This is a genomic window from uncultured Algibacter sp. (assembly GCF_947490405.1).
Classification (GTDB): Bacteria; Bacteroidota; Bacteroidia; order Flavobacteriales; family Flavobacteriaceae; genus Algibacter_B.
In genome coordinates this window covers 15,090-40,616 of the sequence record NZ_CANLGU010000006.1, presented here as the reverse complement: position 1 = coordinate 40,616, position 25,527 = coordinate 15,090, and the positions used below count along the sequence as shown (strand labels likewise).

Genomic DNA, 25,527 nt, shown 5'->3' with positions numbered 1-25,527 from the left:
AGCGCGTTAACAAGACTTTATAATAACAAGCCATATTTTTGTTAGTACAAATGACTCAGGGGGATTTATGAAGTTATACTCTACTTTTATTTTTATTCTTATCACTCTAATTGGTTGTAAAAAGGATGGTAATGAAACCGTTCTAGATTATGCATACTTTGGAGGAGAGATTATTAATCCTAATACAAATTACGTTTTACTATCTAAGAATGATACTGTTATAGATACTATAAAATTAGATGGTAGAAATAGGTTTTTGTATAAGATTAATGATTTAACCGAAGGTTTGTATACATTTAGCCATGGTGGTGAATATCAACTTATTTTATTGGAACCTGAAGATAGTTTATTATTCAGATTAAACACCCTAGAGTTTGATGAGTCTCTTGTTTATAGTGGTAAAGGCGATAAAAAGAATAATTATTTTATCAATGAATTTTTAGGAAATGAGCAAGAAGAAAAGTTTGTTGTAAAATTGTCTCAGTTTGATGGAAAAACGTTTCAATCAAAAGTAGATTCTCTAAGAGCCCACAAGCTAAATGCTCTAAACAAATTCAGTGAAAAACACAATCCTTCAGATTTATTCTTAAAAATAGCCAAGACTAATATCGATTATACATATTACTCGAGTAAAGAAGTTTATCCTTTTATGCATTATGGCAAAAATAAAGCTGCTATTTTAAAATCTTTACCAGATAATTTTTATGAATATCGAAAAGAAATCAATTACAACGATGAGTTTTTAAGTAGTTATCATAATTACTTTAAGTTTTTAAGATATCACTTTAGTAATCTCTCTCTTAGAACGCATGACCATCATGATATTAATGCTTGTTTTGATCGTGAATCACTTTGCTATAATATGGATAGACTTAAACTTGTAGATAGTTTAATTGTAAATCCAATTATAAAGGATGAGCTTTTATATCATTTTACAATGGGTTATTTGTCTAAAAGTAAAAATGAAAAAAACAATAATCTACTTCTTAAATCTTACTTAAGTAAAAGTAAAAGCGAAAAGGGGAAAAATAAAATGGAACGCTATACGCGATCTATTCATCAATTAAAAGAAGGTTTAAAATTCCCTGAGATTAACCTTGTAACTTATAATCGAGATTTTATTGAAGTTAATGATGTTATTAGTACACCTACGGTTTTAAGTTTTTGGTCTCATGTATACTATGAGCACTTTAAGGAAAGTCATTATAAGTTAAAAGAGTTAAAACAAAAATATCCTGAAGTAAAATTCATTGCTATTAATATTGACGACTATAGTGTTGAAAAATCTAGAAAATTATTAGAGAATCATGGTTTTTTTAACATGAATCAATTTAAATTTAAAAATCCAGAAAAATCTCTAGAAACGCTTGCTGTATACCCAATGACTAAAACTATTTTAGTTGATAAAAACAAGAAAATAGTGAACAGTAATACGAACCTTTTTTCAATTCATTTTGAAGAACAATTGTTAGGTTTAATAAATAGATAAGCTATAATTTATAATGATTCATCAAAAGCTTTTCATAAACCTTATCGGGTAATATTCGTTTTAATACAATTGAAAATTTCTGCATAAACTCCCCTACTTTATAATGCACTTTAGGGTTTTTAGTATTTATAATTTTATGTACAGCTTTAGCCATAAGATTTGGGTCGCTACCATTATCTACATGGCTATTCATCAAATCGAGAGTATCCCCATAAGGTTTCTGATATGGTGAACCTTCCAACAATGGCGCATGGTATCTGCCCGCAGCAATATTCGTTGCAAAATCTCCAGGAGCAACATTCGTCATTTTTATATTAAAATCTTTTATTTCCATTCTAAAAGCTTCAGTCAATAGCTCTAAAGCTCCTTTACTTGCACTATAAATACCTCGGTAAGGCAAACCCATATAACCGGCAATGGATGTAATATTGATAATTAATCCAGAATGTTGTTTTCGCATCTGCGGCAATACAGCATTTATAACTCGGATTGGACCAAAGAAATTAGTTTCAAAGTTGTTCTTAATCTCAGTCATTGGTATTTCCTCAATAGGTCCAGTAATACCTGCACCTGCATTATTAATTAATACATCCAGCGTACCTTCGTTTTTTATAACAGCCTTTATGGATTCTTTAATTGTAGTTTCATCTTTTACGTCTAATGGTAAAATAGTAAACTTACTTTCTGGATATTTTTCAGGGTTTCTACTGGTTCCATAAACTACATACCCTTTTTCTGATAAAAATTCCCCAATAGATTTACCAATACCTGAAGAACCTCCTGTTATTAATACAACTTTAGACATATGGATTGAAATTACTAATACAAAACACCAAATTACAAAATAGAAATGATAAGAATGCTTAAATTTAGCGCACAAAAAAAGGCAAGCTACCTACATCACACCGCTACGACCATTTACCTTTGCTTCGTTCCCGACCTGGAGGATTCAACAGGAGCTGGTTGTGTAGGACTTGCCGGCAGCAAAGATACAACCTTTTAAAATTTTCACAATAATTTTTTGAACCGATTTTAAATAAATATCTTGCTTTAAATTTCAAATTTCAAATGAATACACACAAAGCTCTCATACTCATTTTTTTAAGTCTAATGATAGTCTCTTGCGGTTCTAATTCTGGACTAAAAAAAAGTGATTTTAGTATAAAAACAAATGCTATAAAAGGGAATATTCAAAATAACAAGACCTTAAATTTATCCATAGAAAACAAAAAGAATCATGCTATTGATTCGGTTACATATACTTTAAATGGAAATAATGTAAAGGAAAATATTGTTTTAGCTGATTTTAAATTAGGTAAACAAACGCTTGAAGCTACTGTATATTTTGAAGGCGAAAAACAAACAACAACATCTACAGTTACCATATTAAATAGCGAATTACCAAAAGTGTATACTTATAAAATAATTAATGAATTTCCGCATGATATAACCTCTTATACTCAGGGATTGGAATTTTATAATGATACACTTTATGAAAGCACGGGACAGCGTAAAGAATCAAAACTAAGAAAGGTAGATTATAAAACAGGAAAGATTATTAAAAATATAAATTTGGCTGATGAATATTTTGGTGAAGGTCTTACTATTTTAAATAATAAAGTATACCAACTCACTTGGCAAAAAGGTACTGGCTTTGTTTACGATGTGAATACTTTTGAAAAACTAAGTAGTTTTAGATATGGTAATAGTAAAGAAGGTTGGGGTTTATGTAACTACAATAATATTATTTACAAGAGTGATGGTACTGAAAAAATATGGCTTTTGAATTCTGAAACTTTGGTAGAGCAGGAATACATTCAAGTATATACGAACAAAGGAAAAATAATAGGTATAAACGAAATGGAATGGATTGATGGCAAAATATACGCTAACCGATATCAAAAAGATGGTGTAGCCATAATTAATCCAAAAAATGGTGCTGTTATTGGTGTGGTAGATTTCAAGCCTCTAAAGAAGTTAGTGACTCAACACGACGGTTTAGACGTCTTAAACGGTATTGCATATAACCCAACAACAAAAACCATATTTGTAACAGGTAAGCGTTGGGATAAATTATTTGAGGTTGAAATTATTGAGAAATAAAAATCACTTTTAAAAAGAAATTCTAAGTATTAAAAATTGATTTTAGCTCTTAAATTTTAAACCAGTTTTTTGTTATTACTTTTTCTATATTGTGATTTCCTTTGTGCGTATACTCATTTTTTATAGCGTTATATTCATAATCAGCACTCCACGCTTTATAATTTTTGGCTACTTCCTCTATAGCATCACAAATAAAACTAATTTCATCATTCGTCATTGTTGGGTGTATAGACATTCTTATCCAACCAGGACGTTCCATTAAGCAACCTTCAAGAATTTTTTCTTCAATAGCTTTAGAGGTTAGCTGATCTACATGTAATAAGTAATGCCCATAGGTGCCTGCACAAGAGCAGCCTCCACGTGTTTGTATGCCAAAACAATCATTCAGTAATTTAACGATAAGGTTATAATGAACAGCTTCAATAAAAAAAGAAAACACACCCAACCTATCTCTGTGCTTGGGTGCTAAAATGGTAAGGTTATCAACATTAGAAAGTCTATCAAAAACCATAGTATTGATTTCGTGCTCTCTTTTTAGGATATTTTGAACACCCATATCCTCTTTAAGCTGTATTGATAAAGCTACCCTTATTACTTGAAGAAAACCCGGTGTACCACCATCTTCACGCGTTTCTATATCATCTATATAATCATGGTCACCCCAAGGATTTGTATAACTAACCGTACCTCCTCCAGGATTATCTGGCACTAAATTCTTATATAGTTTTTTATTAAAAATTAATACTCCAGACGAACCAGGTCCACCTAAAAATTTATGTGGAGAAAATGTGATTGCATCTAAATATTCCTCTTCATTTTTTGGATGCATATCGATATTAACATAAGGTGCAGAACATGCAAAATCCACAAAACACAATCCATTGTTTTGATGCATTACTTTAGCAACATCATGATAATTCGTTCTGATACCTGTAACGTTAGAACATCCCGTTATCGCTGCTATTTTGATAGGTACACTTTTATATTTATCTAAAAGAACTTCTAATTTTTTTAAACACGGTAGACCTTCTTCATTGGATGGAATAACCTCTACGTTGGCAATCGTTTCCAACCAAGACGTTTGATTAGAATGATGCTCCATGTGCGACACAAAAATTATTGGACGCTTTTCTTCAGGAACTACTGTGTTATCCTTTAAATTTTCACAAAGCTTAAGCCCAAGAATACGTTGAAACTTATTTATAGCTCCAGTCATACCGGTACCTACTGTGATTAGAACATCATCACTTGAAGCATTTACGTGTTCTTTTATAATCGCTCTGGCATCATGGTAAGCATGCGTCATCGCAGATCCTGTTATAGATGTTTCAGTATGTGTATTAGCTACAAAAGGACCTATTTCATTTAATATTTTTTCCTCAATAGGTTTGTATAACCTACCACTTGCTGTCCAGTCTGCATAAATAATTTTCTTTTTTCCGTAAGGCGATTCAAAATACGCATCTATACCTATTATGTTTTTCCTGAATTGCTGAAAATAAGCTTCGAGATTTATAGATTTTTTTACTAGTGAATCTGTCATAATCTTAATTCAATTTAAAACTAATTGGATTTACTTGCCAAACCCTTACTTTTAAAAACCTCTAAACCACATTCTAAGAACTTAGTGTAATCTGATTCATCTGGTGTGTAACCAACAGCTTGATTTAGTATTTGTGTTCCATCTGAATTCAATAACACATAATAGGGCTGAGAATTTGTTTTAAAAAACTGAGTTTGAAAATTAGCCCATTTATGCCCGTAACTCTCTAATTTCCTTGTTCCACCATTAACTCTATTAACTTCAACTTGTTCCATTTCTGGCAATGCTTTCTTATCATCAACATATAACGATATTAATACATAATCATTTCTTAAATAATTATCTACACTTTTAAGAGGCCAAACATGCTCTTCCATTTTTCTACAGTTAACGCAGGCATAACCTGTAAAATCTAGCATAATAGGCTTATTTACCTTTTTAGCATAAGCAATTCCTGTTTTTAAATCTTTAAAGCATTCTAGATTATTAGGACAATCGTTAGGATACAAAAAACTATAACCTACTGGTGGTGCAAGTCCACTTAAAAGTGTAAGCGGTGTAAATGTATTTGTTTCTTTATTTACTCTAAAACCAGATGCCAAATAAATAACGAAAGACGCCACTAAAACACCTCCTGCTATTCTTGAAAAAGACAGTTTTTTAATAGGAGAATCATGGGGGAACTTTATTTTTCCAAATAAATAGAGTGCTAATCCTGCAAAAATAACAATCCAAATAATTAAGAAAGGTTCAATTTTTAATAAATTCCAATGGGCAACCAAATCCGCATTTGATAAAAATTTAAAGGCTAAAGCCAATTCTAAGAATCCTAAAATAACTTTCGTTGTGTTTAGCCACCCTCCAGATTTTGGCAGAGCGTTCATCATGTTTGGAAACATTGCAAAAAGCGCAAAAGGTAATCCTAATGAGACACCAAAACCAGCCATACCTGCTGTAAGTTGCCACGCGCCACCATCTGCAGTTAATGAGCCTGCTAATAATGACCCCAGAATTGGACCTGTACAAGAAAAAGAAACAATGGCCAATGTTAAAGCCATAAAAAAGATTCCAATTAGGCCACCAGAAGTTTCCCCTTGTGTTGTTCTTGTTGTCCAACTTGCAGGTAATGTTAACTCATAATAACCAAAAAATGAGAATGCAAAAAACATAAAAATAGCAAAGAAAATGATGTTGAGCCAAACGTTAGTTGATATCTCATTTAGGATATCTGGATTAACCGAATCAATTAAATGAAATGGTACACTTAAAATAATATATACGGCAAATATGAAAAATCCATAAAGTAAAGCTTTTGATATTCCAGCACTTCTATTTTGCCCACTGCTTTTGGTAAAAAAACTAACCGTTAGCGGTATCATTGGGAATACACATGGCGTTAGTAGTGCTAATAAACCTCCTAAAAAACCAAGGCCAAAAATACTCCATAATGATTTTCCACCTTCTTTCAATTCTGACGCAGTACTTGGAGCTTCATTATCACACTTAATATTAGATACTCGAATATCTTCTGGATTCATTCCATAAAGCGCTCTATTAATTGAATTATTATCAATGTTAGTCAATCCATTAGAGGTGTTATTCTTATTGGTTGATGCTTGGTTTGCATTAATATTAAAAACTAAATCCACCTCTGTAGGTGGTAAACATCTAGCATCATCACATACCATAAACTCTACAATCCCATTAACAGACTTTACACCATCAACTAACTCAACTTTTTGTTTAAATACAGCTTCTTTTTCAAAGAATTTAATTTTCATTTGAAAAACTGGATCATCCACAACGTGTCCTTCTCCTTCATCTGTATTACCTATAAATTTAAGAGCGCCATTGGCATCATCATAACTAAACGTTGTTGGTATTGGCCCATCTTCAGGAACCTCTTGAGCGTATAAATGCCAACCAGATTCAATTATAGCCTTTGTAATTAAATTATATTCATTCTCAGAAATTTTCTCAACTGAAGTTTGCCATTTTACAGGTTCTAATATTTGAGAAAAACCTAGCGTATAAATGAATAAGGCAATAAGGAGAATAACATTTTTTTTCATTTAACTTAAATTTATTTTAAATCGAAATTAAGTATCGCTGGTTCTGGCATGATACATCTTGAATTATCACAAACCATATAACTTACTTCTGAATTAATAGTAAAAGGTAGTTTGTCTTTAAGTTTAATATGTTGAACAAAACTAGTTTCAGATTCAAAATACTTAACTTTCATATTGAATGTTGGATCATCAACTGTAACTCCAACCTCTTCTTTTGTATTTCCTTTCTTAAGGTATTTATTATTGCCTTCAAATGAAAATTGTGTGGATACTGGACCGCCTGCAGGGACATTTTGAGAATACAAATGCCAACCGTCTTGTATTGAAGCTGTAGCAATTAACTTATATTCATTTTCTGAAATTTTTTCTATTGAAGTTGACCATTTAACTGGCTCTAAAATTTGAGCTCTAGCAGAAACAAAAGTAATTAATGTTAGTACAAAAATGAGTTTTTTCATCATAAATCTAATTTAAACAAATGTATAAATAAAGATACTGTGTTTTAGTTAAAGAGTCGATAAAACCGCTTAGCCCTTATTAATTAAACGTTAAAGTTTTATTTACATAAGTAAACTATACAAATTACAGGCCATTTTAAACTAAAACAAATTTTAAAAAAACTGGTGTAAAAAAACCCATTTTATTACCCCTAATTAGTCATATAACCTATCTTTGTATAACTACTTTAAATTCCAGATTTATGGATAATTTAGATGCCGCAAGACTACAAATGGCATTTACACTTATTTTTCACATTGTATTTGCATGTATTGGTATGGTTATGCCTTTTTTTATGATTGTAGCTCACAAAAAATGGTTAAATACAAAAAACCCAACTTATTTAAAATTAACTAAATCGTGGCAAAAAGGCGTTGCTATTTTTTTTGTTGTAGGTGCAGTATCAGGAACAGCATTATCTTTTGAATTAGGATTATTATGGCCTGAATTTATGAAGCATGCAGGCCCGATAATTGGCATGCCATTTTCGCTTGAAGGTGCTGCATTTTTTGTTGAAGCTATTGCCCTAGGCTTTTATTTATATGGTTGGAATAAAATTCCAGAAAAATTCCATTGGTTTACAGGAATTATTGTAGGTATTTCTGGTGTAGCTTCAGGTATTTTAGTAGTTTCTGCAAATGGTTGGATGAATGCGCCTTCTGGATTTGATTATATAAATGGTGAATTTTTAAATATCGATCCTGTTAAAGCACTATTAAATCCAGCTTGGTTTACACAAGCTTTACATATGACGCTTGCTGCTTTTACCGCAACAGGATTTGCAGTAGCAGGAATTCATGCCTATCAAGTTTATAAAAAACGACAGGTAGAACTACATAAAAAAGCGTTTAAAATAGCTATTACATTTGGTGCTATAGCTGCCATTTTACAGCCTTTAAGCGGAGACCTTTCTGCGAAAGATATAGCAAAACGTCAACCTGTAAAACTTGCAGCTATGGAAGCACATTACGAAACAACAAAAGGTGCTCCCCTTTATATTGGAGGCATTGTAGACAATGAAAAACAGGAAGTGAATTATAAAATTGAAATTCCTAAAGCTCTATCTTTTTTAGCTTTTGGTGATTTTGATGCAGAAGTAAAAGGATTAAACGATTTCCCAAAAGATGTTAGACCAAACGTAGCAATAGTTCATTACGCTTTTCAAACTATGGTTGGTATTGGAACTTTGTTATTAGTTGTTGGCCTTTTCTTTTTCATCAGTTTAAAAAAGAAACTATGGTGGCAAAAAAATAAGTTTTGGCTCTTATTTACAATACTCGCACCTATGGGCTTTATAGCTCTTGAAGCCGGTTGGATAGTAACAGAAGTTGGTAGACAACCATGGATTATTCATAATATCATGAGAACCAAAGATGCTGTTACTCCAATGCCTGGTATGGTTTATAGTTTTTACATGTATCTAGCTCTTTATAGTATTTTAACCATTGCTGTTACATGGTTGATGATGCGTCAAATAAAATCACTCAATAACTCTTAACAAGCTTAATATGTTATACGTTGTATTAACCTTTTTATTAGTATCATTATTGTTTTATGTTATACTTGCAGGAGCAGATTTTGGAGCTGGTATTATTGAATTATTTTCTACGAAAAAAAATCAAGTCGTAACAAAAAAAACAATATATCGCGTTATGGGCCCCGTTTGGGAAGCGAATCATATTTGGATCATTATTATGGTAGTAATCTTATGGGTAGGATTTCCTGAGTTTTACAATATTCTTGTTATATACTTACACATTCCTATAACCTTAGTATTACTAGGTATAACTTTAAGAGGTGTTGCTTTTGTTTTCAGACATTATGATGCTTATAAGGACAAATCTCAAATTCTGTATGATTGGATGTTTAGGTTTTCAAGTTTAGTAACACCAATATTTCTAGGAATCACTGCTGGTTCAATGCTTTCAGGCAAATTAATAATAACTAGTAATTACGAAAACTTTAGTTTTTATCAATTATTTATAAATCCATGGATGAATGGTTTTACAATTTTAGTAGGATTCTTTTTTGCAGCTTTATGTGCTTTCTTAACCTCAATTTTATTAATTGGTGAAGTTGAAAAAGAACATAGAGGTATTTATGTTAAAAAATCAAAGTATGCAACAGTAACAGTTATTATCATTGGGTTTATAGTACTAGTTTATGGTTTTATTTATAAGGTATCATTTGTAACTGATTTTATAAAAAGCCCTTACACAGTTGGTTTAATTCTAGTTTCGGCTATTCTCATTCTACCCTTGCTAAAAAGTATAAAGCATGCTAAAAAAATTACTACCAGATTTTTAGCTGGCATACAAGTTATTCTCATTTTAATGGCCGCTATAGTTACGCATTTCCCTAATTTGATTATTACATCATCAACACAAATAAATATTTTGGAAACCATAGCTCCTGAAAAGACAATCAATGTTTTAGGAATATCGCTAATTATTGGCGGATTAGTTATTCTTCCTGGGTTATTTCATCTTCTAAAATCTTTTAAAATGATAAAAGTTTTAGAACGGTAAAATTTATATAAACTCACTTAAAAACTAAAGCTTGCTTATTCATTTTTATAATGTAGCTAACTTAAACAGTATTAAATAAAAGCGCACCAATATTGGTGCGCTTTTATTCAAAATATATAGTCTTCTATTTAAAACCTAACAGATATTTTTCCTCGTAAGAAGAAAGGTGTACCTGGTGTAAAATGTATTTCTTCAGTAGAATCTGGTTCGTTAAATAATCTACTCTCTGTTGCAAACTGGGTTTCATTCCATTCACTGTCCAATAAATTTTCTACAATTAAACCAAAGGTCCAGTTTTTATGAGTGTAATTTAAGTTTAAGTCTGTTATAAAATAGCCTTCAGCTACAATAGAATTATCTTCATTAGCTGGTCTATCCTTGATATAACGATAGCTTAAACCACCAGAAAAATTACCTAAATCTTTGAAACTAAATCCTCCTGCAGAAGTTAAATCTGGAGCCAATGGTATGTAATCTTCTCCATCAGGTTCTTCTGTACTTCTAGCTATTGTATAATTTACATCTGTATTAAAATATAACCAATCAGCAATTTGATATCTTAAACCAAAATCTAAACCATATCTTGATGTTTTTCCACTTGGTTCAACAATAGCTGCATCACCTACATAGACAAATTCTTGTTGTAAAAATAACGACCAAAATGCTGCATTAACTACCAATTTATCTGTGGGTTTTAGCACTGTTCCTATATCTGTACTAAAGGCAGTTGGTAATATTCTTTCTCCATTATTTGCTGTTACTACTCTTGTATCATTGGAATGAAAACCTAAACCTGTTTTTAAAAAAAGTTGTGTTTTAGGTGATGCCGCATAAATAAAATTCATTTTTGGACTTAATAATACTTTATTTTCACTTTTACTATCATAAGTTTCAGATAATAAATCTTCATAATCATATGTAAAATAGTCTAAACGTAAACCTGGATTAAGTGTCCATTTATTGACTTTATAATTCAAATCTGCAAAAGTAAATGCATTCAATTCATCCACATTTCCAAATGCTAGACGCTCCAAAAGTTCCTTTCTGTTTTTAGTTCTTGACAATTGCACATCGTTTACATCATCATACCTAAATCCTATTCCAACACGATACTTTAATTGCTTATCGTGGTCATCTAAATGGAATGATTTTTCGTAAATACTTTTTGCCCCTATAATAGTTCTATCTTCATATTGACGGATTTGGTCTGCATTTACAGGGTCATCTAAAAAGAAGGTAAAGTTTGAAAACAATTCAAAATCATATTGCGACACATAAGCTGATGATTTTAAACTGGTATGTTCATCAAAATGTTGAATATGATTCATCCAAATATTAGTTCTACTTGTATTACCACCCTCAGTATCATCAATGGCTCCAAATCTGCCAATTAAACCTTGATCAACAGCACGTTGAGGAATTTGACCTGAAGCATCCCACTTACTTTGAAAATGAGAAAGCGAAAGGTTAAATTCTTGATCGCTATAATTATTATAATTATAACGCCCCATCACATTCAAACGGTTAAAATTCTGTGGAGACTCAAATACACCATCAGTCAAATTCATTTCACTGGCAATGTAGGCGTTACTATTTTCACCATCCCAAATTTTGAGCATACTCATTGCTCTAACCGTATTAAATTGACCCGCTTCAACAGAAATTAAGTTTTTATCAATTTTTTTCTTGGTAGCAATATCTACATAGCCTGCGGTATTAAAGTTACCTTTATCTGCGTAATAGGATCCTTTCCCAAAATCTAAATTCTCAATAGTTTCAGGGATTATAAAGTGCATATCTGCATAACCTTGCCCATGTGCATGAGATACCATATTAACTGGCATACCATCAACATCTATAGCAATATCGGTACCGTGGTCTATATCAAAACCTCTTAAAAATATCTGTTCTGCTTTTCCACCTCCTGCATGTTGACCAATAATTAATCCAGGTATTTTTCTTAAGATCTCTTGAGATGATTTTACAGGACTCGCTTTAATATCCACATTCACAAAATTACTAAGTACATTTGCTTTTGAAACAATCAATACTTGATCTAAAGACGCAGCGGATATAATCATATAAATTTTCACAGAACTATCTATATGAGACTCATTAATAACAAGTTCTTGATTTTCATAACCTAGTTGATAAAATGAGATAACATCCCCTAACGAAATATCATCTAATTCAAAATAACCAGAAACGTTAGTATAGGTATAAGCTCCTGTATTATTATTATAGACCCCAACACCTTGCAGAGGTTTTTCATTTTCTTCTGAAATTACTGTCCCACTGATTTCGTGAGCATTTATGCTGCAAAAAACAGCCATAAATAAATATAAAATAATATGCTTTTTCATTTTTTTTAAGTTTGAGTTATAACACAGGTTATGACAAAACATAAAAATATGCCCCATGCTATCTGTGTTAGTAATATGATATTTGATAACTTGAAAAAAAGTATCAATAACTCTATATTTTCAAGCTTTCCTTTTAAGGAATACTAGATTAATTGAGGAGGTTGCAGATTGGTTTTTAAAAAACCTTGATGAATATGTTCATTAAGATGTGGAAATCGATGTTTTATATATAGACCTAAAACTAAATTTTTATTTTTTAGTGATTGCTTAGACCGTAAATGCTTATCTATTTTTTTAAATGTGATATTTTGATTTTCAGGACTATCATCCACATCACAAACTTTTAGTATTTCATTTAATACTTCTAAAAGGGTATGCTGATGCTTTTCCTCTTTATTTTTCAAAAAGTAAGTATAATGATTTTCATGTTTTGCGTCATTTAGTTTTGAATGTACTAATACGGTTTTAGGTTTTTCAAATTGATGCAGAAGGTAGTGCAATGCGTTATTTACTTCTTTATGTGATGGTCCAAACACATAGCAAATACTCATTGCAATAGCCATAATCTTTATTACAAATGGCTCCCAGCCCTTTTTAACATTTCTATTCATTTAGTAAACTAACAATAGTTTTTTCTATATGTTTCGAGTAAGTCTCTATAGTTGGATAATTGAATACATCAATTATTGAAATATCTAATTCAAGTTCTTTTTTTAATCGAGATGTTATTGATATTGCATTAAGCGAATTCCCGCCTATTCTAACAAAATTCTCATTAACACCAATTTCATCTATGTTAAGCACCTCTTCCCATATAGCATGAACCAGTTCTTCTATTTCATTTCTAGGTGATATTTTACTGGTTTCTAATTTATTAGCATTTAAGCCATTATGATTTGGCAGTTGTTTTCTATCAACCTTACCACTTGATAACAACTTGAAACTCTCAACATGCATAAACAAACTTGGTATCATATAATCTGGTAGATAAGACTCTAGGATACTGACAATTGAATTCTCGTTTGTAGTTTGACCTATATAATAGGCTATTAAATTATCTCTTTGATCTGTTGTAACAATTGCCTGTAATATGTCTGGGTGTTTTTCGATAGTTTTTTCAATTTCACCAAGTTCTATTCTTAAGCCTCTCAACTTTATTTGATTGTCTATTCTACCGTGATACTCAATTGCTCCATCCTCTCTATATCTAACTAAATCTCCTGTTTTGTACATTCTTGCATTAAGGTTACTTGAAAAGACATCTTTCACAAAACGTTGATTTGTTAGATTTTCACGGTTCAAATATCCTTTAGCTACTTGTTTTCCTGCTATATATAACTCTCCTATAACACCTATTGGTAATTGATTAAAATACTTATCTAGAATATAAAGCTGAGTATTTGCAACTGGTCTCCCAATTGGAATTCCTTTGGCTAGAGATTCTTTTTTACAATACCAACTAGTCACATCTACAGAAGCCTCAGTAGGTCCATATAAATTGTGTACTTCAACTGTTAATTTATCATAAGTTTTTTCTACAACGGGAACAGATAAAGCCTCACCGCTACAAAATATTTTCCTTAAACTGGTGCAACGTTTTACAGCTTCATTTTGGATAAAAACATTAAGCATTGAGGGTACAAAATGAATGTTTGTTACATCATTTCTACAAATTGTTTCTACTAGTTGCTCTGGATTTTTATGAGCATCTGGAACCTCTACAACCAATTTTGAGCCTATTTGTAAAGGCCAAAACAACTCCCAAACCGAAACATCAAAGGTAATTGGGGTTTTTTGGATAAATACATCATCATTTTGTACTAGATAATTTTCATTCATCCAATTTAATCTATTACAAATACCTTCATGATGACACTCAACTCCTTTGGGAGATCCTGTACTACCTGAAGTATAAATAACATATGCTAAATCGCTTGGTTCTATTTTTACTTCGCATTTAGATATGCACATCGTTTGTATTTGCTCATAAATATCATGAACACCAAAACAGGCTACACCACTAAAATCAGTACCCTTTAATTTATCATGATTGTAAAATAAGGTATTGATATTAGCATCTTTTAAAATAAAATCTAATCGTTCATTAGGGATGTTAGCATCTAAAGGTAAATATGCAGCTCCTGCTTTAATGATTCCATAAATAAAGATCATCATTTCTAATGAGCGCTCTAAACTCACAGCGATGATATCATTATTCTTTACACCTTTACTAATTAAAAAATGTGCAACTTGATTGGATTTCTCATCTAATACTTTATAGGATAAAGTGGTTTTTTTAAAAACTAAAGCCACTTGGTTAGGTGTTCTTAAAACTTGATTTCTGAATTTTGAAAGTAGCGTTTCATTTTCAGGGTAATTAACAACAGTGTCATTCCATTTACTTATTTGTGATTTTTCAGATTCTGTAATTAGATTAACATGCTCCAATACAATTGATGGGTCATTTAAAAAAGCATCAAGTAATTTTAAAAAGTGATTTGGTACATATTTTCGCTTTTCATCATCAAAAACCTGCGTGTTTAAATCAAAATATAATTTAATACTACCAGTATTATCAAAATCATGTACATGAAAACGAATATGGTGTCTAGGGTCTGTATGCCCAGAGTGAACCCAAGACGTTTTAACAGAAAACTCATTGAAGCTTGAATTATGTGAGTTTATATAATTATAAAACACATTAAAACTTCTATTTAATTTTGCATTAGAAGTTCCTAATTGTGCTTTTTTAAGAAAGTTATTACTCTCTATTTGTACTTTTTTAAATAAAGAAATGAAAGTTTCTTCTTCATCAACTTGGGTAAATAAAGGAAATGTTTCTACAAAATAACCTAATATGTTTTTAAATTCTTTTTTTACTCGATTATGTGTTGGTGAACCTATTACTAACTGCTCTTGCCCTGTAACTCTGTAAATATAAGCGAATAATGCCGTTAAAAATATATTATAAAGTGTTAGGTCTAGATTCCATCCTTTGAAATCTTTATGCTTTGCTAAAGCTCTAATTTTTTCTGAACGTTCATTACCTAAACTAACAAATAATCGCTCTGAACTTGTATTTAAATTTTCAACTTTTTTATGATAAAGTGAGGGTACATTGGGGTATTCTTTTACTTTTTCTTCCCAGTATATTTTGTTTTGATTGTGTTTGTTGTTATTACTGTTTTCGCTATGAATATCTATAAATGCCTTGTATGAATATAATTTTGTGTCATCAAAACTATTTCTTATACCTTGACTGTATAAATCAGATATCTTAGAAAGCATGATTGTCGTACTCCACCCATCAGTTATTAGATGGTGCTGATTTATGTACCATATAAACTTCTCTTTAGATAATTTAATAAGTGCACAATCAAACAAACACTTTTTAGTATCAAATATTTTTGAAACCCGACCTTTTTGCCATTCAAAATATGCTTTTTTTGGATCTTCATGATTAGAAAAATCCTCAAATAAAACCTCATATTCTATATTGGATAAATATTTTTGAATAGGCTCTCCATTCTCAAAATCAAAAACTGAGCGAAGAACATCATTCTGCTCTACTAACTTCTCAAAAGCATTTTTGAAATGTATATAAGACACCTCTCCTGAAATTTCATAAACCATAACCATATTGTACATAGGCGACTTCGGATTTAACTCCTGCCCTAACCACAATAATTTTTGGTTCTGTGTTAAGTAATTATAATGGGTGACTTCCATATATCTAGATATCTATCTAAAAACTTAAGTTTATAGTTTGGTTTTAATGTATTCGCAAATATTCTTTACAGTCATAAAATTATCAATAACCATTTCTTCTGGCGCTACCTCAATAGTAAATTGTTCTTCTATGAAGGAAACTAATTTCATCATTCCTAAAGAATCAACTATACCACTTCCTAAAAGATCATCTGAGGCTTCTAATCCATCTTCTATTACCTCAACAGCCAGTTCGTTCTCAATATGCTTTATAATCGTTTTTTCCATTTAATTTGATGATTTAATCATGCTTGCTATCTCTCTTCTATTAATTTTCCCTGAACTTGTCCTCGGGAAAGATTTTAATATCAGTATTTGTTTGGGTACAGCATATATTGGTAAATTATTTTTACAATGTACTGTAAGGTTATCTTCAGAAACTTCAGATGCACCATCAGTTAAAATAGTTGCAACCAAACTCTTGTCTTTGGCAATATCAGTTACTATTACCGCGGCTTCTGTAACACCTTGGTAGTTTAAAAGTATATTTTCAATCTCTCCTATTTCAATCCTAAAACCTCTTAATTTTATTTGACTATCCTTTCTTCCTAAAAAAAGTAATTCATTATTACTATTTAGCTTAACTAAATCCCCTGTTCTATAATAAACATGCTCAAACCCTTCTGCAATTTTATACTTATATAATGAGGCCTCTGTTAATGCTTTATTATTCCAATAACCCTTCATCATGGTTGCTGATCTTACAACTAGCAAACCTTCTTCTCCAGGTTCAACAACGTTATCTTTATCATCCAAAATTTTATATTCTGTATTCTTCCATGTTGTACCAATAGGAATTGGATTATCCGTTTTAGGAGGAACCTTTAAATTATAATATGTGCACTGATTTAATTCTGTGGGGCCATAAATATTACTAAACTCTGCATGTGGCCACAACTGCATTAAAGCTCGCAATTGTTTGGTTGCAAAAGCTTCTCCTGCAAATAATACCCAGCGCATATTGCTAAAATCTTTATTTTGAATATCACCCTTGTGAAGTAACTCTATCAACAACAATGGCACTGAATACCATATGGTTACTTTTTCTCTCTCTGTTAGTTCTGCTAAACTTATTGGAAATTTTAAATGCGCATCTGAAATAATAACTGTAGTAGCAGAAGCAAGAGGTGCTGAGCAATAACCAAGTATAGATACATCAAAATGTAAAGGTGCACTGTTTGCAATAATATCGGTATGCTTAAAACCATATAAGTCTACCACCAATTTGGCAAAAGCTAATGCGCTTGCGTGCGTATGCATGATACCTTTTGGAAGCCCTGTACTACCAGATGTATAAAGAATATATGATAAATCGTCTGATAGTATATCTACCGAAATGTAGTCTTCTAATAGGCTTTCATAAACTCTTTTCCAAGATATAGTTTTAATATTTTGTGAATCTGAAAGTCCTATTATCGTTTCAAGGTTGTGTTTTGATAATAGAATTTTTCTTATTTTTTTTGATTGCTTATCGGTAGAAACTAAATGTTTTATATCACAATCATTTATTAAAAATTTAATTCGCTCATTAGGCAAAAATGGATCTATTGGCACATAGGCAGCACCCGATTTTAAAATACCATAAATAGCTATACTAGTTTCTAAACAACGATGCATTAAAATACCAACACGATCTCCTTTTTTTACGCCACGAGTAATCAAATAATGAGCTAATTGATTAGACTTAATATCTAATTCCTTATAAGTTATGGAATCCTCCATATATCTAAAAGCACCTTTATTAGGAAACGCTTTAGCAGATTGCTCTATTATTTGTACTAAATTATATAACACTTTTTTCTTTTATGCTTTTAAAGTCCGAGTAGTTTGGAAATAATATTTCGTTGTATATCTGAAGTCCCCGCATATATAACACCTCCAATAGCATCGCGCAAATTACGTTCAACCTCATTTTCACTCAAATAACCATATCCACCGTGGTTACGAATAGTATCTATACTGGAAGTTACAAAACTCTCACTTAATTGTAATTTTAATAATGCAGATTCTAACATTGCAGATTGACCTTCACTTTTCATCCAGGCTACTTTGTATAATAATAATCTAGAACTTTCCAAACGCAATTTCATATCTGCTATTCTATTTGAAACTGATTGAAACTCTGATACTGACTTTCCAAACTGTTTTCTGCTTTTCACAAATTTTATAGATTCCTCTAATTGAAACTCCATAGCTCCAAGCTGACTTGCTAAAATACTACAGCGATCATACTCCAAGGAATGATTTGTAATGCTCCATCCTGCCCCCTCTTTCCCTAACCTATTGGTTTCTGGTACAAAACAATCTTTAAAATTTAAACTTCCAATTGGAACTGTACGCATACCCATTTTATCTTTATTCTTACTTACGGAAAAACCTAGTGCATCGGTTTCAACTAAAAATGCAGTAACGCCCCATTTACCAAGTTTAGGGTTTATAGTGGCAAATACTAATGCTAAATCAGCTACAGGGGCTAGTGTTATTAAACATTTTGTCCCATTTAAAATATAACCACCTTCAACTTTTTTAGCAGTGGTTTTCATGCTAAAAATATCTGAACCAGCTTCGGGCTCTGTTAATGCATGGCATGCTATTTTTTCTCCTGAGGCTAGCAATGGTAAATATTTTTTCTTTTGTAATTCAGAACCAAAATCTGCTATGGGAAGTTGCACTGTCCACATCTGTGCACTCAACGCGAAAGGCAAACCATTATCTCTACACCCATAACCAAGACCTTCCATGGCTAACGTAGCATCTAATAAATCTAATTGTGCTTTGCGTCCTCCAAAATCTGGTGACACAGCCATACCTTGAATACCAAAACTGGCACACTTTATCCAGTTTTCTTTTGAAAACGTAGAGGTTTTATCGTTTTTATAAATCGATTCGTTAAGCTCTTGTTTTGCAAAATTTATGCAATCTTCTTTAAGCTTTAGTTGCTCTTTAGTATATGAAAAATTCAATTTTTTTATTTCAATTAACCTCAATAATATGTATTAGACAAAAACTATCGACATGCCACATCTTATATCGATTAAAAATTAATAAGCAACAGTTTATCGACAAAATCGAACAAATAAATACTTTATTGCTGTTTTAACTTAATTAATAATATATTTTGAAAAAATTGTATTAATTGAAATATCATTATTGTAACTTTATTAGTTTCATTTTTATAAATAAACTACAATAGTTTTAACTATTTTGAATCTTCAGGTTTAAATATGTTTTGTAAGTCTATATATAGCAAATGGTGTTTTACAAAAAACTAAATATGAAAAAAAAACTACACCAACTACTAGTATTCGCTTTCTTTGTATTTTCTATATTTTCTTATTCTCACGAGCCTAATCAAAGTTATTTATTCTTAAGAATTTATGAGGCTGATGGTATTCAAGGCCGTTTTGAAATAAATGTTAAAGAACTGAATAAAGTTTTTGGTTTTAATCTTCCTGATAACTCAACAGTAGAAGACGCTAAACCATACATAAATACAATTAAGACATACATATTAGAAAACTCAAGTTTTTATTCTGGAAATACCAAATATGAACTAATCTTAACGGATTTGGGTATAACAGAAACTGGTATGGGTAATTATATTAAGTATCAATTTAAGCTTAAAGATTCAGAAGAAATTCCTGATAAATTAGATATATACTACAATTTAGCGTTTCATAAAGACCCTAAACACAAAGGTTTTTTAGTTATGGAATATAATTGGAAGGCAGGTGTTATTGATGGTTACACCAATATCATTGAAGATTTTGGGCCCGACGACACCTCTACTACTCTAGCATTAGACGAATCCAGTGTTTTTACAGGGTTTATGGCTATGGTTAAGCAAGGTGTATGGCATATCTGGATAGGTTTAGACCATATATTATTTTTACTAGCCCTTATACTTCCAGCAGTTGTTAGAAGGAAAAACAATTCAATATTTGGTTGGGAACCTGTTATGACGTTTAAAGCTGCTTTTTTGTATATCATTAAAGTTGTTTCTTTTTTCACAATAGCTCATACCATAACATTAACATTAGCATCCTTAAACCTTATCAACCTACCTTCGCAAATTGTAGAGTCTATAATCGCCTTCTCAATTGGCTTAGCTGCTTATCATAATATAAGGCCTATTTTTAAAATGAAAGACTGGGTTATTGCGTTTATATTTGGTTTATTCCACGGTTTTGGTTTTGCAAGTGTCTTAGGCGATTTAGGACTTACTGGAGAGTTTTTAACCTTATCACTGCTTGGGTTTAATATAGGTGTAGAAGTTGGGCAGTTAGTAATCATTGCTGCCATTTTTCCAGTTTTATATATTTTAAGAAAACATAAGTTATATCCCAAATTTTTGGTTTACATGTCTATACTACTAATCATTGTTTCTTTATATTGGTTTGTAGAACGTGTTTTTGATATCAATCTAAAAGTTGATGATTACCTATTTCAATTTGTTTATGAAACGGCTAAATGGCTTGGTCTTAAGTAACACTATCATAATAATTTTCTAGTTTATACACATAAGAAATTTTGGAAAACAAGTTTAATAAAGACTCCTTATTATCCAAGTGGAAGAATAAGCAAAAAAGTGTTAGCTCCTTATCAACAGCTATAAATAAGTTACCTGAAGGGACTAAGATACCATTATCTCCCGCACAAAAAAGATTTTGGTTTTTGCAACAAATGTACCCAGAAAGCGCATTTTATAACCTTTCTGAACATTACAATTTTAAAGGTGATATTGAAACAACTCTCTTAGAAAAAAGTATTCAGTCCTTTTTTGCTGAACAAGATATATTCAAATCTTATTTTTCATTAGACCATGGAAAACCTAAACTAAATATTGACGATTCAATTACACTAAATATTGAAAAGTTTGACTTTAGTACAAACTCTATTATTGAATCTGAAAAGGGAATCTCTGATCTAATAAAAAAACAAGCCAATTTTAAATTCAATTTATCATCTGCCCCATTAATAAAAACCTCTTTAATTAAAAAGACTGAAAGCGAGTATATCTTATTTCTTACTGTGCATCATATTATCGCAGATCAATGGTCCATGAAGATATTAAGAGAATCTATAGCGAAAAATTACACAGCACTTTTAAATAATCAGCCTTTAAAAAAAAATGAAAAAGGTATTAATTTTTTTGACTTCGCATTCTGGCTAAACAATAAACAAAACACAGAAAATCAGTTAAACTATTGGAAAAATAAACTACCTAATAACTCACCTGTAATAAACCTACCGCTAGATTTTAAGCGTCCTAATATACCAACGTATAAAGGAGGTTATCATACATTAGAGCTTTCTAAAGAAGCATCCTTAAAAATTTTAAATACAGCTAAACAACTTGAGGTTACCCCTTTTGTATTGTTTTTATCCATGTATTTTATCATTTTACAAAAGTTCTCACAACAAGAAGATATTTTAGTAGGCACACCAATTTCTAATAGAAATCACCAAAGTCTGGAGGGTATATTTGGGTTATTTATAGACACATTAGTTATTAGAACTTCAGTAAATAAATCTTTTACAATAGTAGAGTTTATTAATAAAATAAAAAACGTGTTTGCTGAGGCAGTTACTAACAAGGATGTTTCATTTAATGATTTAGTTCAAGAATTAAATCTTGATAGATCTTTGGCAATAAACCCACTTTTTCAGGTTATGTTTGTTTATTCATCCAAGTCCAAAAATCCAGATTTTGGAAATGACCTTACCTTAACCAAAACTGCTGATTTTATGGCAGAAGTTTCAAAATTTGATTTGACGCTATTTATTACAAATGATGATGGTAAAATAGCATCAACATTTGAATATGCAACTGACTTATTCGAAGAAAAAACAATTATACAACTTCAAGAGTATTTAAAACTAACTATGAGTTATGTAGTTGAAAACATTGGTAATACTATTGCCAGCATACCTGCATTAACTGAAAGTGATAAAAGAATCATTCATGATGTAAATGTAGATAAACAAAATATTTTTTCTGAATATCAAAACATTCATTCTATAATAGAGGATGTATCAAAAAGTACTCCAAACAAAATAGCCTTAACTTTTAATAATGAACACATTACCTATTCAGAGTTAAATGAAAGAGCAAATATTGTAGCCTATAAAATTTTAGAGTTTTCTTCTAAGAGCAAAATAGTTGGACTTTGTTTAGATCGCTCTTTGGATATGATAATTGGACTTTTAGGGATACTTAAATCGGGCTGCGCTTATTTACCAATAGACCCCGAATATCCTGAACAGCGCATTAGTTATATTATAAAAGATGCACAAGTTGAAAGTATCCTTACTCATAGCAATCTTTCTGAACGCTTGACAAGTTTTGAGGTTAACCCAATATTCATTGATAGTATTAATGAGAATAGTATCAACTATAAGAAAGAATTACCAGAAACTAAGGAAACAGATTTAGCATATGTTATTTATACTTCTGGAAGCACTGGACAACCTAAAGGCGTGCCTATAAGCCATAAAAACATTATAGCATCTACAGCTGGAAGATTAAATTTTTATGATAAAAATCCAACATCATTTTTATTAATGTCTTCAATTTCCTTTGATAGTTCTAAAGCTGGAATTTTTTGGACACTCTGTACTGGCGGGAATTTAGTTATTACCCAAAAGCGCATTGAGCAAGATGTTGAATTAATAGCAAACCTGATTCGTATAAATAAAGTCAGCCATACTTTAATGTTACCGTCTTTATATAAAATGATATTAGATAATGTAGCGGTTTCAAAATTAGAAAGTTTAAATACAATTATGGTTGCTGGAGAGGCTTGCACAAAAGCATTATGTAATACACATTTTAAATGCCTGCCAAATGTATCATTATATAATGAGTATGGACCTACTGAAGCTACCGTATGGTGTACTGCTAAAAAAATAAAACAAAAAGATCTTAAAAATAGTCAAATAGGGATAGGTAAACCAACCGCAAACTCAAAAATTTATATCCTAGATACTTCAAAAAGACCTGTTCCAATTGGTGTTACAGGTGAAATTTATGTAGGAGGAAATTTATCTGAAGGCTATTTAAATAAATCTGATTTAACCAATACTGTTTTTATAGAATCTCCTTTCAATACTGAGGGTCGGATTTATAAAACGGGGGATTTAGGAAAATTTAATATAGATGGAAGCATTGAATTTTTAGGACGAGCTGATCAGCAAATAAAAATAAGAGGGTTCCGTGTTGAACTTGATGATATCGAAAATACAATAGACAGATATAATTACGTGAAAAAATCTGTTGTTTTAGCTAAACATAATCCTAGTAGTCAAAAATATTTAGTAGCTTTTATAAAACCAGATGCTACATTTAATGTAGACTCATTAAAAACAGCTCTTAAGAAGGAGTTACCTGAGTATATGATTCCTACTAGATTTATAGTTCTAGATAACTTCCCCACACTTCCTAATGGAAAGATTGACCGAAATACGTTGAATGAAATGGAATTAAAGTTTAAAAATATAGATTCCAAAAATATTGAAGCACCTAAAAATGAGATAGAAGAAAAACTATTAAATATATGGGAAGAAACATTAAATATTTCCCCCATAAGCACAAAAGATAATTTCTTTGAAATAGGAGGCGATTCAATTTTAAGTATTCAAATTATTTCTAAGGCTAGAAAACGTGGTATATCAATTGCTCCTAGTCAAATATTTGAACATAAAACAGTTTCTGAATTAGCTATGTTTATTTCTCTTGAAGAAAAGGATTTAACTCATACTGAAACTATCTTTAATGGTAAAATACCATTAACTCCCATACAAAAATGGTTTTTTAAAACCCATAAAAATGCTCCCGAATACTGGAATCAAGGATTCAGAATTAACAACTTATCTGAATTAAAAGATATTGAACAATTAGAAATATTAACAAATAATATTATAAATACTCACGATGCATTAAGGTTGAGTTTTAAATCGGAAAATAACAACTGGATTGCTAATATTTTAAAACCAGAGGATACTAAAGCTTTTCATGTCTTTGATATTTCAGATGTATTGCCTGAAAATTATAATTCTGAAATTAATACCGTATTAATGAAAATACAAAATGAAGTTGATTTAAATGAAGGCTCTCTTTTTAAGTGTATCTTTTTTGATACAGGATCAATTTCAAAGAATATAACAATAGTTATGGCGCATCACTTAGTTATAGATTTTGTGTCATGGCAAATCATTTTAGATCAATATCTAGAAGGAATTAATTCTAAAGAAGTAGAATCTGATAAATTGTATCGTACAGCTTCATTAAATTCTTGGTTACATCATCTCAATCAATTAAAAGAATCAAAAGCAACACTTAAAGAAGAGAATTACTGGAAAAGTCAAATTTCTAAAACGAATAAACTGCCCGTAGATTTTGAATGTAGCCTTCCTATTTTGGAAAAAGATGTTGATGAAATAAAAATCAAAATTAATTCTGGGTTTTCCGAAGAAAGCTTAAATAAAGCTAACCAAACTTACAATACAAAAACAGACGAGCTACTGTTAACAGCTTTCACAAAGATTATTTCAAAATGGTCAAACCAAAAAGAAATAGCTTTAACTTTGGAACGTCATGGAAGAGAAACTAACAACACTTCGATAGATTTATCTAATACTGTTGGCTGGTTCACTTCTTTTTTTCCACAACTATTCGATATGAGTTTAGATACTGATATAGAATCCAGTATCATAAGAACTAAAGAACAAATAAGGGCTATTCCTAATGGAGGAATTGGATTTGGTATATTACGCTATCTAAAATTATCTTTAGGAGATATGGATTATCCTAATATCGTTTTTAATTTTTTAGGCAAGCAGGCAACAAGCCAAAACAAAACTGAATTTATTCAAGATAATATGAGGCACCCGCTAAGTGAAAGATATTATTTTTTAGAAGTAAACGCTTTAATAAAAAATGGTGTTTTAGAAATGAGTTGGCAATATCCAAGACAAGCATTTAAACAAGAAACAATTGTATCTTTAATTTCAGAATTTAAAGATGGACTAAATAACATAATTGAACATTGCACAATGAATGAAATCACTAAATATACGCCTTCTGATTTCCAAGATGTAGATTTAGATCAAGATGACTTAGATACCTTACTAAGTGATATTGATTTATAAAAAAATAATAAAT

16 protein-coding genes and 1 other RNA gene are annotated in these 25,527 nt (G+C 30.8%); 6 read left to right on the top strand and 11 right to left on the bottom strand.

The features are described from left to right. The first annotated feature begins 67 nt into the window (after nt 1–67). Nucleotides 68–1,489 (top strand): hypothetical protein, encoded by a 1,422-nt coding sequence (locus tag Q0772_RS12955; RefSeq protein WP_298345560.1) that lies wholly within the window; start codon nt 68–70, stop codon nt 1,487–1,489. Nucleotide 1,490: 1 nt separating this feature from the next. Here the strand turns inward: Q0772_RS12955 and Q0772_RS12950 are convergent, their stop codons facing one another. Then, the gene (locus Q0772_RS12950) at nt 1,491–2,294 is read right to left on the bottom strand and encodes an SDR family oxidoreductase (protein WP_298345557.1); all 804 of its coding nucleotides are present in this window, start codon (nt 2,292–2,294) and stop codon (nt 1,491–1,493) included. Between the two features lie 76 nt (nt 2,295–2,370). After that, an RNA gene (ffs, locus tag Q0772_RS12945) (signal recognition particle sRNA small type) lies at nt 2,371–2,469 on the bottom strand. A gap of 88 nt (nt 2,470–2,557) precedes the next feature. Between ffs and Q0772_RS12940 the strand changes: the two genes are divergently transcribed. Continuing rightward, nucleotides 2,558–3,592, top strand: a complete 1,035-nt coding sequence (locus Q0772_RS12940) for a glutaminyl-peptide cyclotransferase (protein WP_298345552.1) — start codon at nt 2,558–2,560, stop codon at nt 3,590–3,592. 49 nt (nt 3,593–3,641) lie between these two features. Here the strand turns inward: Q0772_RS12940 and Q0772_RS12935 are convergent, their stop codons facing one another. The 3 genes from Q0772_RS12935 to Q0772_RS12925 are packed head-to-tail and all read right to left on the bottom strand — an operon-like array spanning nt 3,642 to nt 7,668. After that, nucleotides 3,642–5,135, bottom strand: coding sequence for an aminotransferase class V-fold PLP-dependent enzyme (locus Q0772_RS12935; protein WP_298345549.1), 1,494 nt, complete (start codon nt 5,133–5,135; stop codon nt 3,642–3,644). A gap of 20 nt (nt 5,136–5,155) precedes the next feature. Further along, entirely contained in the window at nt 5,156–7,207 is a 2,052-nt protein-coding gene (locus tag Q0772_RS12930; protein ID WP_298345545.1) for a thioredoxin family protein, read from the bottom strand. Nucleotides 7,208–7,218: 11 nt separating this feature from the next. Continuing rightward, the gene (locus tag Q0772_RS12925; RefSeq protein ID WP_298345542.1) at nt 7,219–7,668 is read right to left on the bottom strand and encodes a protein-disulfide reductase DsbD domain-containing protein; all 450 of its coding nucleotides are present in this window, start codon (nt 7,666–7,668) and stop codon (nt 7,219–7,221) included. Nucleotides 7,669–7,907: 239 nt separating this feature from the next. Between Q0772_RS12925 and Q0772_RS12920 the strand changes: the two genes are divergently transcribed. Together Q0772_RS12920 and Q0772_RS12915 are read left to right on the top strand one after the other, a co-directional pair. Continuing rightward, nucleotides 7,908–9,203, top strand: a complete 1,296-nt coding sequence (locus Q0772_RS12920) for a cytochrome ubiquinol oxidase subunit I (RefSeq protein ID WP_298345539.1) — start codon at nt 7,908–7,910, stop codon at nt 9,201–9,203. 10 nt (nt 9,204–9,213) lie between these two features. Further along, nucleotides 9,214–10,233, top strand: a complete 1,020-nt coding sequence (locus Q0772_RS12915; RefSeq protein ID WP_298345536.1) for a cytochrome d ubiquinol oxidase subunit II — start codon at nt 9,214–9,216, stop codon at nt 10,231–10,233. 128 nt (nt 10,234–10,361) lie between these two features. Here Q0772_RS12915 and Q0772_RS12910 read toward each other — a convergent pair whose 3' ends face one another. The 6 genes from Q0772_RS12910 to Q0772_RS12885 form a co-directional block, all read right to left on the bottom strand. Next, the gene (locus Q0772_RS12910; RefSeq protein ID WP_298345533.1) at nt 10,362–12,596 is read right to left on the bottom strand and encodes a TonB-dependent receptor plug domain-containing protein; all 2,235 of its coding nucleotides are present in this window, start codon (nt 12,594–12,596) and stop codon (nt 10,362–10,364) included. Between the two features lie 143 nt (nt 12,597–12,739). Further along, on the bottom strand, nt 12,740–13,207 hold the full coding sequence (locus Q0772_RS12905) for a hypothetical protein (protein WP_298345530.1): 468 nt from the start codon (nt 13,205–13,207) through the stop codon (nt 12,740–12,742). Beyond that, complete coding sequence (locus Q0772_RS12900) at nt 13,200–16,325, bottom strand: amino acid adenylation domain-containing protein (protein ID WP_298345526.1); 3,126 nt, start codon at nt 16,323–16,325, stop codon at nt 13,200–13,202. The genes Q0772_RS12905 and Q0772_RS12900 overlap by 8 nt, the downstream gene beginning before the upstream one ends. Nucleotides 16,326–16,355: 30 nt before the next feature. Further along, the gene (locus Q0772_RS12895) at nt 16,356–16,592 is read right to left on the bottom strand and encodes an acyl carrier protein (RefSeq protein ID WP_298345523.1); all 237 of its coding nucleotides are present in this window, start codon (nt 16,590–16,592) and stop codon (nt 16,356–16,358) included. Further along, entirely contained in the window at nt 16,593–18,158 is a 1,566-nt protein-coding gene (locus tag Q0772_RS12890; protein WP_298345520.1) for an amino acid adenylation domain-containing protein, read from the bottom strand. Nucleotides 18,159–18,175: 17 nt separating this feature from the next. Then, nucleotides 18,176–19,327 carry an acyl-CoA dehydrogenase family protein gene (locus Q0772_RS12885; protein ID WP_298345517.1) on the bottom strand — a complete coding sequence of 384 codons (1,152 nt, stop codon included), beginning with the start codon at nt 19,325–19,327 and terminating at the stop codon, nt 18,176–18,178. 311 nt (nt 19,328–19,638) lie between these two features. Between Q0772_RS12885 and Q0772_RS12880 the strand changes: the two genes are divergently transcribed. Together Q0772_RS12880 and Q0772_RS12875 are read left to right on the top strand one after the other, a co-directional pair. Continuing rightward, the gene (locus Q0772_RS12880) at nt 19,639–20,853 is read left to right on the top strand and encodes a HupE/UreJ family protein (RefSeq protein ID WP_298345514.1); all 1,215 of its coding nucleotides are present in this window, start codon (nt 19,639–19,641) and stop codon (nt 20,851–20,853) included. 41 nt (nt 20,854–20,894) lie between these two features. After that, a complete protein-coding gene (locus Q0772_RS12875; RefSeq protein WP_298345510.1) occupies nt 20,895–25,514 on the top strand; it encodes a non-ribosomal peptide synthetase in 4,620 nt (1,539 codons plus the stop codon). Nucleotides 25,515–25,527: the final 13 nt, after the last annotated feature.